Origin of the sequence: Chitinophaga flava (genome assembly GCF_003308995.1) — a bacterium.
Taxonomy (GTDB): Bacteria; Bacteroidota; Bacteroidia; order Chitinophagales; family Chitinophagaceae; genus Chitinophaga; species Chitinophaga flava.
The window spans coordinates 1,472,474-1,484,542 of the sequence record NZ_QFFJ01000002.1 but is presented as its reverse complement, the minus strand read 5'-3'; the positions used below and the strand labels follow the sequence as shown (position 1 = coordinate 1,484,542).

The following is a 12,069-nucleotide window of genomic DNA, read 5'->3' as shown; positions in this document are numbered from 1 at the left end:
TTGGTGCATTATCAACAAAGCATTACGAGATGCAAGTTCAACCCGGTAACCCGATAGACCACCGAAGAATACTGGAAGAAGTCACCCGTACCAGCATAGCACTACTGATGCAGGAACCTTTTTACTCCCACTTTTTTGCTGCTATCAACAAAGAAGTCACCAGCCCCGATGCAGAAGTACAAACAATGGCTGTAGGGCTTCGTGAAAGAGGACATACCCTGTACATCAATCCTGTATTCTGGGACCAGTTTTTTACAGATAAGCGTCACCGTTATGGCGTAGTAAAACATGAAGTATTACATATCGTATTTAAACATACACTGGTCAATGAACCGCAGGCCGACCGCCTGCTGGTCAACATCGCCATGGATATTGTCGTGAACCAGTACATAGACCCTGCATTGCTGCCCACAGAATCTGTCTTCATGGAAAAATTCCCTGAACTAAACATGATTGCTGGTCAGACATGGCAATACTACTACGAGAAACTGCTACATCTGCGCGACAACCCGGATCAATACAAGGACTGTGAATGTGCCCGCACCCTCTGCTCCATTACAGAAAACTCGCATGGCATGGAGCGACATAAAAAATGGAAAGAGATTTACGACCGTAACAAACTGCTGAAAGATCTCACAGATGTGGAAATAGATAATCTTATCCGTATTGCCCGCGCAAAAACCAGCGCAAAAGGCTACGGCAGCCTGCCTTCCGCTTTCAGAAGTTATCTGGAGTCTATTCTGATAAAAAATAAACCGCTGGTAGATTGGCGCAGGGTGATACGGCTCTTTTCAGAGAGCAGCAGCAAAACAAAAGTACGCAACACGCTCAAACGCCCGTCCAGACGCTATGGCACCAACCCGGGCATCAAAATCAGAAAACAGAAAAAACTCCTGGTGGCAGTTGATACTTCCGGAAGTATCGACATGAAAGAGCTGGGTCTTTTTTTTAACGAGATACATCATATCTGGCGCCAGGGTGCAGAGATCATGGTGCTGGAATGCGATGCAGCAGTACAGCAGGTGTATACCTATAAAGGCATACCACCCGATTTTGTGAAAGGACGTGGTGGCACCGACTTCAATCCGCCTATTCAATACGGTAATGAAATATTCCGGCCTGATGGGCTGATTTACTTTACCGATGGTGTTGCACCACTACCGGAGGTAATCCCCCGCTTTCCGCTGCTATGGGTAATCTCCAGCGATGGCATCACTCCTGATTCAGACACATTCCGCCAACTGCCTGGCAGAAAAGCCAGACTGATAGCTTCCTAAATAATTATTCGAGAAAAAGTATGTCAACGAAAACACCGCAATTCAACTACATCACCTACGGATCAAAAGTAAATGCCAGCCAGGTTGAAAAACTGCTGGAACATGTGACCCATCAGCATTTCGACAACCCCGAACATGCCGGCAAACGCAGACCCACCCCCGTTTGTATCTGGGGCATGCACGGTATCGGTAAAACGGAAATGGTGCGCGATTTTGCACTAAACAAAGGTTACCAGTTTGTTTATATAGCCCCTGCACAATTTGAAGAGATGGGCGATTTGCTGGGGATGCCCAAAATATCACACCAGGGAGACAATTCAGCCACTCAGTTTATTGCACCCGACTGGGTACCCAAACAACCAGGCCCCGGCATCTTCCTGATAGATGACGTAAACCGTGCCGATGACCGTATCCTGAGAGGTATCATGCAGCTACTGCAAAACTATGAACTGGTCAGCTGGCGCTTCCCTCCGGGATGGATGATCATACTTACCGCCAACCCCGATGGTGGCGACTATTCCGTATCAACGATGGATGATGCCATGCTCACCCGCATGATGCACATGACCATGGAGTTTGATGTCAAAACATGGGCTCGTTGGGCCGAAACAGCCGGTATCGATCCCCGTGGTATCGACTTCATCCTCACCTATCCGGAAGTCATCACCGGAGCCAGAACCACACCACGTTCCCTGGTACAGTTTTTCCAGTCACTCGAAACCATTCCAGACCTGCAGGCAGAACTGGACCTGGTGAAGATGCTCGGTGATGGCTGCCTCGACGAAGCCACCACTACTGCGTTTATCACCTTCGTGAACATGGACATGAACAAAATCATCTCCCCGCAGGAAGTACTCGGTGCGCCTAAATTCCAGATCATGGAAGCACAGATAAAAGCGCTGGTAGATGGTCAGACAAAGCGGATGGACATCCTTTCTGTAATGATGACCAGGCTTACCAACCATCTGCTCAACATCAAAGAAGATTTGACAGAAAAAGAGTTCGGTAATCTGAAAGCATTTATCCTGCTGGCATTTATACCTAATGATCTGCGGCTGGCAATGGCACAGGAACTGGTGAATGCTCCCAATAAGAGCCTGAAAAAATTATACAGTATTCCAGAAGTGGCCAAACTCCTACTCGCAAAAATGTAACCTCATGAATGATCTGAATAAATATATCCAACTTCATAGCGATTCACTGGAGATTAGCGACTTTCAGGGAGAGATCGACAGCCTGCCGGATGATTTTTTCCTGCAATATCCATCCATCACATCTCTCCGGATACGTGTCAAAAATCTCACCACACTTCCATCCTCCTTCAGCACCCTGAGGGTGCTGCACAACTGCTGGCTGTCTGATTGTAAAATCAAAACTTTACCTGAAAACATAGGGCTGCTAAAAAATCTGCAAAGGATCACGCTCAGCATCGGCAATATGGATATCAACAAGGAAGCTTTGAAGCTCGCTACACTCCCGCAGCTAAACCACTTGAAGCTCGATTATTGGAGAGGCAATGACTTCCCGGAGAACCTCCGCCTGCTGTCCCATTTAACCTATCTCAATCTCGGCAACGATAAAAAAAATGCAGGAAAAGTGGCGGATATCATGACACTGATAGCTACACATCCTCAATCTGCACAGCTGACCCTGGTCCTGGCCCTTCGTGAAAAAGATATACTGGAGCTGCTCACCCCTGAGCATATGCCACTCCTGGACAAACTGAATGTACTCGATCTTGGTTACTTTGGCATCTATGGAAGCCAGCACCTCAAATTACCCATATGCGTGGCCGTTACCCAAAAGGTAAAAATCGTCAGGGCCTACGAAAAAACACTGCCGGAATTCCGTCAATTAACAGCTGGTAAAAATTATACAGCAGAGCAGCTGCAACTATTGTTCGGACTGCATTTACAGAATATCCAGGCAATCAACAGGTTGTTGGACAACCGGCTGGCCAGTGCTATCGCGCAACAACAGCAACCAGTTCTCCGCCTGCTGGATAAGCCTAAAGGAGAAAGCCAGAAGTCCATACAGGAAAAGCTGTCGAAGTATGGCATCACTGTCAACAACAAATCAGCGGACACCAACACGATTGTTGTTGTAGGTACCAAAACCGTCGCGGAAGAAGTGTTACCCTTACTCGATGCCGGTTGCCAGGTGATCACCGTAGACCAGCTGAACGAAATACTGATCCAACAAGACGACCACTGGTTGTTACAGGACGACAATGAGGAGGCCAATACACAATTACTCCGGTTGTTTACTTCCAATGACGCAGACAACTACAACCTGGCATTTCAAATTATTGAAACCGGTGGCGCCAACAAAACCATACAAACCTTGCTGGCAGTAGTAATGCTGGCGCATCCTGATAAAACAATCGCGAAAAAAGCGGAAAAGCTTTACGATAAATTCGGTTCCCAGGGCTTCAGGCAACATATAAAAAATCTCCGGCCGTCTTTACGTGTAGGCGGCAATACAGAGTGGAAACTCCGCAATACACTGACCAATAAAGAAGTGGACGAAGTGATGTTCCGGCTTATGTACCAGGTGATTGGTGGTGCCAACAACAATATGGCCAAAATGATAAGCCATTCCTTCAGCATGAAAGGCATCGCCAATATTACCTTACCGCCGGAAATTGTTTATTTCACACAGATCACCGACTGGGATTTCGAAAACTGTGAAGGCTTTAACCTGGAAGCCGCTATTCCGATCTTTAAAGAGATGCCCAACCTCAAACATCTGCGGCTAAACGGATGTCATATCGAAATACCGGCATCCATCAGCGGACTTACGCAGCTGCAAACCCTGGAGATAGCCCACAACACATTGGCTGCAGATAGTTCCCTGCAATCCATGCATGCGCTACAATATCTGGATGCCACCGGACTCAAAATAAAAAACTGGAGCTGGCTGGGCTCCCTGAAAGGGCTGACCACACTGATGCTGAATAACAATCAGCTGAAAGAAGTGCCCCTGGCTGTTTTCGACATGCCTCAGCTGACAAGGCTGGAATTAAAACAAAACAAACTGAGTGCAGTTCCTGAAGAACTCGCCCGGCTGAATCATCTCAGCTACCTCGACTTCAGTAATAACCAGATCAGTGAATTCCCCTATTTCCTTGGCCGATACCAACTGAAGGCCCTTCTGTTGCGTTCCAACCAGATACAGGAGGTAGATACGCATAAACTGGCTGCTTTCACCAGCAACCGGCGGGTAGACTGGCAGGAATTTAATCTGTCACGCAATAAGTTAAAGGAATTGTCTTTTACCAGCTTCAAAATGGTAGTGCGTGATTTTGACATCTCCTACAACCAGCTGACGGTATTGCACCCTTCTCTCTTTGCATCAAAACCAGATAGCTTTTATGCCCAGCACAATCAGATCACCGAAATCCCTGAACTGGAGCCAGGTACCCGGTTATCTCATTTCTGGCTGCAAAACAACCTTCTGACAGAACTACCTGCTCACTTTGCCCATGTAATAGTAGGCAACTGCGATGTAAGCAGCAATCAAATCAGCACCATCCACCCCGACTTTCATAAGTTTGGCGCAACCAGACATCAAAGGCTGTATTGGAAGCTGCATAATAATCCTATCCCCAGCGGGCGCATCGGAGACAAATATTTCTAACTATAAAAAAAGCAAAGCGGAAGTGTTCAGACACTTCCGCTTTGCTTTTTTTATGAAACATATTTTAGTATCCGATACAGGCCAGTTTGCCGTCCATGGTGCTTACCAACACTTTGCGGTTGCCGATTGGCAGCACAGCATTTACGAGGCAATTGGATAATTTATGTTTCCACAACAACGTATAGTCGTTACGGTTTACTGCGTATACTACTCCGGAATGAGTAGGTGTAAAGATCACCCCATCACGTTCTACCGGCGCTGCAGGATTCAGCTCATAGCCCATTGCAATAGGCGACTGCCACAATACCTGCATAGTATCAGCAGTGGCAGATACACCGTAAAGGTTTCCCTCCATGGTTTTGATAAAAGTCTGGCTGCTATCTGCTGACAGGCCGATAGACTCCCGCATTCTGATACTGGGCACTGTTTTGCGCCAGATCACGTTGCCAGTCTGACTGTCAAAAGCGGTCATATAACGGTCCGGCGCCACAATAAACACCTTACCATGTGCGGCTACCGGGTAACAGGCGGCCGGTGAATACATCCGGTTGGATGCACCGTTGTTCCATTTCCATTTGAGTGTGCCAGTGGCGGCATCCAGTGCGTAAAAATCGTTGCCCCAGCTACCGAAGTAAACATTACCCTGATAAAACAGTGGTTTATCTTCTACAAAACCTTTCACTTCCGTGAACTCCCAAACGAGTTTGCCGGTGGCTACATTGATAGCCCTGAAATGCCCGTCGGAAGAGCCTATATAGGCGATACCGTTAGTAATCTGTGCGCTGGCCACTACCGGTTTTCCGGTTTCAAAGCGCCAGCGTTGTTTTCCATTTGAAGCCTGTATGCAGTAAACATAATGGTCAGAAGAGGCCACCACAATATCATTACCGGCTACAGCAGGCGTAGCATATATTTTGCCGCCGGTTTTGAAAGTCCATTTCTTTTTACCGTTGTTTACCTGTAACGCATATACTTCACCGGCCGTATTGGTAGAGATCACCAGATCTTTGGCCAGTGCCATGCCGGAGCCGATATCGCTGTTGTCCTGGAAAGTCCACAGGGCTTTTACGCCGGGGAAAGAATCGTTCATGGCAAAAGACGGACGTTCAAAAGGAGCTGCATCATAACGGGCATGATGATTTTTCAGCTGCTGTACAGTCCACTGCCTGTTTTTACCGATCAGAGGCGTTCTTTCTTCGAAGGTAGCCTGGTTGTTGGCAACAGTGATGATATTGTAACCGCCGATGCTGTCTTTGGCCCGCAGGTTAGAGCGGCACATCACACCTGGAATATTTTCAAAATCAAAAACTTTATTGGTATGACCATGTCCGCAAAGGATCAGCTGGATATTATGCTGTTTCAGGCGATCGAGCGCTTCGTACCAGTTGTTGAGATCTGCATTCTGCGGATAGTGATTGATATAGATGATGGGGGTAGTAGTATCTTTTGTTTTCAGCAAATTATCCAGCCATACCACATTTTCTCTGGGCACCTGGCCAGGGCCCATGCGCATATTAGGGCCGCAGTTGGTACCGATGAACCAGTAACCGCTGTGTTTAAACGAAAATGTTTCATTGCCAAATACACGGCGGAAAGTGTTACCTCCGCTTTCTGACCATTTGGTATCGTGGTTACCCGGGATGATGTACCAGGGTTTCTTAAGTTTATCGAGCAGGCTTTTGGCCAGCTTCAGTTCTTCATCGGCGCCAAATTCGGTAATATCTCCGGAAATAATCACAAATGTGATGGAAGGGTTCTGGTTGATGTCTGCAACGCTGCGCTGTACGTCTTCTGCTGCGTTGTCACTGCCCACGTGGATATCTGTCATCAGGGCAAACTTAAAAGTGTTTTGTGCCATTGTCACTGTTCGGCATAGGATCAGCATGGTAAAGCTGCATAGCAATAAAAAATACTTCATCATTTAGTCTTTAGGTGCGTAGAATTTCGTTTTTTCCAGCCAAGAGTTAAAGATGGTATAGAAGACAGCCAGGATAATAGCACCTTTGAACATACCGGTGAAACCCCACGCCACCATTCCACCGATGACTCCCAGGAAAAGCACAAGAAACGGAAGTTTTCCGCTTTTTGCAATGAGAATCGGTTTTAATATTCCGTCCATCACCAGCACACCTGCACCATAGATAGCGAGAAAGACTGCCCAGCCGGTATGTCCCTGCACCGCCATCCAGATCACCACAGGCACCCATACCCATAGTGGCCCCACCTGTATCACCACCAGAAAATATACTACTGCCGCCAGGGCCAGGGCAATAGGCACACCTGCTATGATAAAGCCAATCCAGGAAACAGCAGCGGCTATCAGCGCCGTGCCCATCACACCAATGGAAACACCTTTTACAGCCTGGGCTGTGGCCGCCAACAGGGCATAACCATCTTTATCCCCAAACATATGCGTCATGGTGGCCCGCACAGGACGCATCAGCTGCTCACCACTCACCAGGAAAATAGCAGACACAATAATACCCAGCACCACCTGCAACGCCATGCCCAGGATACCCACACCCGTAGTAACGATATGATGAATAGCATGCATGATCTGTCTTTCATAGATACTTGCCGTTTCTCTGGGCCGCAACTGCAGCTGTTTCCAGAATACTGCGACGTCTTTGCCAACGAGCGGGACATTGGTAATCCATGTGGGCAGGTCGGGGATCCCATTTTCACGGGCCGCATCTACCCAATCACTGGCTTCCTTCAGATGTTCGTTGATAGTGGAAACAGCATACCCGAAAGGCAATGCGACCATGGCCACCAACACAATGCAATAAAGCACTGCCACCAGCTTACGCCTGCCCCCCATCCATTCACAGCATCGTTCATAGAACTTCGACAACGACACCGAAAAAATGATCGCAAAAGTGAAAACCCCGAAGAATATCTTCAGCACATCATACAGGGCATACATCAGCCCCAGCAGCAACAGCAGCACAATGATGGTTTCTATGATCCTGCGCGAGGTAGATGGAATACGGGTAGTCATATCAAAAGCCTGTTTTGGGTGATTCTAGGATGATCATCTTTCGGGTCTTAACAATTTACTAAAAGATCAGGGAATTGCCAATGATCTGCGTCGGGGTATAGAATACAAAAACCCGGCATCGCCACCGGGTTTTATATATGATTGGGAAAAACGATCGTATAATTTAACCACCTATCGGTAGGTTAAACTCAATCTCTTTCGGAGGAAGACATTGGTGATCATCACATACCATAAACCTCACCGTTCCTTTTATTTTTGTTTTGGCAGCACCTTTCACCTCTACCCGTTGTACAAAACTTACTTCATTTTCATAGCACGGCAAAGTGGCATTGTAGTCCTTTTCAAATAACTTTTTAAGGCGACCGTTTTCCTTCACTTTTCCCTCTACTTTCAACAGCGGATTTTTAGAGATGGTAATAACGGTAGGCTCTACCGTATTCTCCGGAACCTGCTGTGCATATATATGCCAACCCTGGTCAATACCAGCTTTCATCTGCAATTCGTAAACATTGGAAGAAACTTTTTTGGAACTGAAAGTCCATTTAACGGGATTATTTATTTGCGCATGTAATAATACAGGGCATATCAGGAGTAGTGAAATAATAAAGTACTTCATAAGAGAATAGCGGTTTAAACAGCAAAATTGATTTCAATAATAATGTCAATAAAAACGTATAAATTTTGTAATTTTTAATTAAATATTTCAAACTTAATTTCCACATATATAAATGAAGGAAAAAAGATATGCGATTTTAATTGGACAAGATAAGTATCATGACCAACCATTAAAGTATTCCAATAAAGATGTGAATGATCTAAGGAAAACACTAATTAGCCACTGTAGATTTGAAGAAGAAAATATCTATACAATTGATGACACGATTTTACCGGTGGCCGAGAGAATTGCTCACTCCATTGCATTAGTTAAGAACAAGGTGGTTGCCAATCAAGATCTTTTTCTATTTTATTATTCTGGACATGGGGTGTTTAATGATGCTGAAGAAGAATCAGTGCTTGAATTAGTTGACCAGACCACCCTTTCTGTAAAACAAATCATGAATGAGTACTTTGAGCCGTTAAGCGCCAAAAATCAATATCTGATAATCGATGCATGTCACGCAGGAGGTAATATTTATGTAAAAGGAAATCATAGCAAGATTGAAAGAAAGAATTACTATGACTCAAAAGAAATCTATCTGCTTTTTGCCGCAGAAGCTGACAGAAAAGCGCTACAATCAGATGGTTTCCAAAATAGCATATTCACTCATTTCTTTATTCAAGCCATTCACGATGAAGCACATTATGATAGTAATGGATTCTTGACAATGAGTAGTATTGACACATATATAAAAAGAAAAGCCAGCGAACTAAAAAAATATATCCAAATCCCTGTAAGTGAATCAAGGACGAGAGGATATAAACCCTTTTCCTATCTGCCGGTTCAGCAGAAAATTCAAACTGACATCATAACACAGCCATTAAAAAATATTGAAATGCAGAAGAAAAAAACAGATATGGCCGAGGAGGCCCAATCCGATGATAAATTTGATTTAGAGGAAAGCCTTAAGTATGAAAATAGAAAGATGCTCCAAACATCATTACAAGGCGTATTCAAAAACTGCATAAGTAACTTCAAATCCCAGTACAATGACCACACGATAAATGCCCTATCTATATCCGAGGCTGGAATCAATACATCACTTGAAGGCCACCTTGAAAAAGCGATAATTGAGGGGGCTTCTAATTTTGGTTTGATGGCTATTCATGACATTTTTGAGAAAACCTTACATGAGCCTCAAAAAAGAACCCCTAAAGGTTTGGCATCAATGGTAGATATATTGTACGGAGAACCCTCACCCTTCTATACATATAGCATTAATTTCCATCATGAATTCATACATTCGGCTGTTATTAAATTTGAGTCATCTTCTGTTTACAACGTCAGTGCAAGCCTCGTGTTTCTTTGCTATCAGGTTGCATTTGGATTTGTACTTTGCAGTGTCAAATTATTGTATAGTTGGGATGGTACTAAGGAAAAAATCAACCCGGATTTTATATCTCCCTCGTTCACTTCCTATAGATTAATGGAAAGTAACATTCAAACAGTAGAACAAGACATATTACATGGCATGAAGAATCTTCAAGAGATCGTGATAGCGAACAACGAATTGCGGAGAAAGGATATTCAGAAATTTCTACAAAGAGCCAAATAACATCCAGTTCACATTTTTGCCTTATTGTTTGGGTCAGGGAACTTATTCTCTATTTATTATTCCGACTAATAAGAAAACTTAATAGAAAAACAAAAAGAGGAAAACCGCTTTCGCAATTTTCCTCTTTTCTGTGTCCCGGATTGGATTCGAACCAATGACCTACTGCTTAGAAGGCAGTTGCTCTATCCAGCTGAGCTACCGAGACTTATCTTTTGTTTTTCCCGCTAATGTTAAATAAATTGCTATATTTATCTATCATTTTGGGAGTGCAAATTTATGGAATTATTTTCCAATAAATCAAATTTAATTTAATTTTTCTTAAAAATACTGATTCAAACATGGACGTTCAGATCGAAGAAAGCTGGAAAGAGATACTCAAGGACGAGTTCAACAAGACCTATTTTGCGGAGATTGTCATGCACCTGAAACATGAGAGAGCATTGGGTAAAACCCTGTACCCTGCTGGAAACAACATCTTCAATGCATTTCAGAAAACCCCTTTTAATGATGTCAAAGTAGTGATACTGGGACAAGATCCCTATCATGGTCCCGGACAGGCACATGGCCTCAGTTTTTCTGTGCCCGATGGCATTAAACCACCCCCTTCTCTCGTTAACATCTATAAGGAAATGAAAAGCGACCTTGGTCTGGAGATCCCGCAAAGCGGCAATCTCACCAAGTGGGCCGAACATGGCGTACTCCTGCTAAACGCCTTCCTGACAGTAAGGGCCGGCGAACCTGCCTCCCACAGCAAAATAGGCTGGGAGAACTTCACCGACGCTGTCATCCGTAAAATATCCGACCAAAAAAGAGATGTGGTATTCCTGCTCTGGGGACGCTTTGCCCAGGACAAACAAATCCTGATAGACGCCACCAAACACCATATTTTGAAAGCGGCTCATCCCTCCCCTTTCAGCGCCGCCAATGGCTTTTTCGGTTGTAGACATTTTTCCAAAACCAATGAACTCCTGCTGAAAGCTGGCATCGAACCGGTAGACTGGCGTCTCTAAAATAACTATCTGTATCTTTACCGTAAGTTATCAGTTATGTTAAAAAATATACTGGGAAGAATTTACGCACTATACGCATTGTTATTGTTTGCTGGTATGATGCTGATCGTTCTGATCCCTGTCTCGATTGCCTCGTTCTGGCCTGAGCCTGTACCTACACGTGTTTTTATCGCTATAGGCCGCAGATGGATGAACATATACCTACCGTTGATCGGCTGCCCTACAAGGCTGAAAGGGATGGAAAACTTTGCCCCTGGTCAAACCTATGTGATCGTATGCAACCACAACTCACTGATGGATGTACCGATCACCACCGGTTATATACCTGGTGCCAATAAAACCCTGGCTAAAGCCTCCATGGGTAAGATTCCGCTGTTCGGTATACTGTACAGAATCGGCGGCATCCTCGTAGACCGCAGCAGTGAAGCCAGCCGTAAACAAAGTATTGTGGACATGAAAGAAGCCCTCTCCAGGGGCATCCACATGCTCCTGTATCCGGAAGGTACCCGCAACCGTACCGCAGACCCGCTGAAATCGTTCTATGACGGCGCCTTCGCACTGGCCATAGATACACAGACGCCGCTGATGCCTTCGGTACTGTTTAATACAAAAAAAATCCTGCCGCCCGAAAAAACATTCTTCGCCTGGCCGCATCGTATCGAGTACCACGTGCTCCCACCCATCCCTACCACCGGGATGACCCGCGATGATCTGCCCGCATTAAAAGAAAAAGTATTCCGGCTGATGTGGGATTATTATGAGGCAAATAATAAAGACTAAGCATAAACGAAAGAACCCGTTTGAATCAATCAAACGGGTTCTTTCGTTTATATACCACTCACAATAACGGGTTTATAGCACCATTCATCATCTCTCCCGGAATATCCCTTCAAATGCCAGCTATGCGGTTCATTCGCAGCGTATCAGCC

9 protein-coding genes and 1 tRNA gene are annotated in these 12,069 nt (G+C 45.1%); 6 read left to right on the top strand and 4 right to left on the bottom strand.

Translation table 11 applies throughout. From position 1 onward, the window contains the following. Positions 1 to 29: 29 nt before the first annotated feature. The 3 genes from DF182_RS22345 to DF182_RS22335 are packed head-to-tail and all read left to right on the top strand — an operon-like array spanning position 30 to position 4,916. Positions 30 to 1,277 carry a vWA domain-containing protein gene (locus DF182_RS22345; protein WP_113618011.1) on the top strand — a complete coding sequence of 416 codons (1,248 nt, stop codon included), beginning with the start codon at positions 30 to 32 and terminating at the stop codon, positions 1,275 to 1,277. Between the two features lie 20 nt (positions 1,278 to 1,297). Then, positions 1,298 to 2,431, top strand: a complete 1,134-nt coding sequence (locus tag DF182_RS22340; protein ID WP_113618010.1) for an AAA family ATPase — start codon at positions 1,298 to 1,300, stop codon at positions 2,429 to 2,431. A 4-nt stretch (positions 2,432 to 2,435) separates the two neighbouring features. Then, positions 2,436 to 4,916, top strand: coding sequence for a leucine-rich repeat domain-containing protein (locus DF182_RS22335; RefSeq protein WP_113618009.1), 2,481 nt, complete (start codon positions 2,436 to 2,438; stop codon positions 4,914 to 4,916). Between the two features lie 64 nt (positions 4,917 to 4,980). Here DF182_RS22335 and DF182_RS22330 read toward each other — a convergent pair whose 3' ends face one another. The 3 genes from DF182_RS22330 to DF182_RS22320 form a co-directional block, all read right to left on the bottom strand. Next, on the bottom strand, positions 4,981 to 6,774 hold the full coding sequence (locus tag DF182_RS22330) for an outer membrane protein assembly factor BamB family protein (protein WP_245957515.1): 1,794 nt from the start codon (positions 6,772 to 6,774) through the stop codon (positions 4,981 to 4,983). 63 nt (positions 6,775 to 6,837) lie between these two features. Further along, complete coding sequence (locus tag DF182_RS22325) at positions 6,838 to 7,917, bottom strand: AI-2E family transporter (RefSeq protein ID WP_113618008.1); 1,080 nt, start codon at positions 7,915 to 7,917, stop codon at positions 6,838 to 6,840. Between the two features lie 163 nt (positions 7,918 to 8,080). Continuing rightward, entirely contained in the window at positions 8,081 to 8,533 is a 453-nt protein-coding gene (locus DF182_RS22320; protein WP_113618007.1) for a protein-disulfide reductase DsbD domain-containing protein, read from the bottom strand. A gap of 112 nt (positions 8,534 to 8,645) precedes the next feature. Here DF182_RS22320 and DF182_RS22315 point away from each other — a divergent pair, with 112 nt between their 5' ends. After that, positions 8,646 to 10,130 carry a caspase family protein gene (locus tag DF182_RS22315; protein ID WP_113618006.1) on the top strand — a complete coding sequence of 495 codons (1,485 nt, stop codon included), beginning with the start codon at positions 8,646 to 8,648 and terminating at the stop codon, positions 10,128 to 10,130. Positions 10,131 to 10,261: 131 nt separating this feature from the next. Here the strand turns inward: DF182_RS22315 and DF182_RS22310 are convergent. Next, positions 10,262 to 10,335: transfer RNA gene (locus DF182_RS22310), tRNA-Arg, on the bottom strand. 133 nt (positions 10,336 to 10,468) lie between these two features. On the opposite strand from DF182_RS22310, the gene ung reads away from it, so the two are divergent. After that, the gene (gene ung / locus DF182_RS22305; RefSeq protein WP_113618005.1) at positions 10,469 to 11,140 is read left to right on the top strand and encodes a uracil-DNA glycosylase; all 672 of its coding nucleotides are present in this window, start codon (positions 10,469 to 10,471) and stop codon (positions 11,138 to 11,140) included. Positions 11,141 to 11,176: 36 nt separating this feature from the next. Further along, entirely contained in the window at positions 11,177 to 11,920 is a 744-nt protein-coding gene (locus DF182_RS22300) for a lysophospholipid acyltransferase family protein (protein ID WP_113618004.1), read from the top strand. Positions 11,921 to 12,069 lie beyond the last annotated feature (149 nt).

What these genes read in the sequence shown, in the direction of transcription:
- DF182_RS22325 (WP_113618008.1), bottom strand. Translation starts at nt 7,917, where the DNA reads ATGACTACCCGTATTCCATCTACCTCGCGCAGGATCATAGAAACCATC.
- DF182_RS22320 (WP_113618007.1), bottom strand. Translation starts at nt 8,533, where the DNA reads ATGAAGTACTTTATTATTTCACTACTCCTGATATGCCCTGTATTATTA.
- DF182_RS22340 (WP_113618010.1), top strand. Translation starts at nt 1,298, where the DNA reads ATGTCAACGAAAACACCGCAATTCAACTACATCACCTACGGATCAAAA.
- DF182_RS22330 (WP_245957515.1), bottom strand. Translation starts at nt 6,774, where the DNA reads ATGGCACAAAACACTTTTAAGTTTGCCCTGATGACAGATATCCACGTG.
- DF182_RS22300 (WP_113618004.1), top strand. Translation starts at nt 11,177, where the DNA reads ATGTTAAAAAATATACTGGGAAGAATTTACGCACTATACGCATTGTTA.
- ung (WP_113618005.1), top strand. Translation starts at nt 10,469, where the DNA reads ATGGACGTTCAGATCGAAGAAAGCTGGAAAGAGATACTCAAGGACGAG.
- DF182_RS22315 (WP_113618006.1), top strand. Translation starts at nt 8,646, where the DNA reads ATGAAGGAAAAAAGATATGCGATTTTAATTGGACAAGATAAGTATCAT.
- DF182_RS22345 (WP_113618011.1), top strand. Translation starts at nt 30, where the DNA reads ATGCAAGTTCAACCCGGTAACCCGATAGACCACCGAAGAATACTGGAA.
- DF182_RS22335 (WP_113618009.1), top strand. Translation starts at nt 2,436, where the DNA reads ATGAATGATCTGAATAAATATATCCAACTTCATAGCGATTCACTGGAG.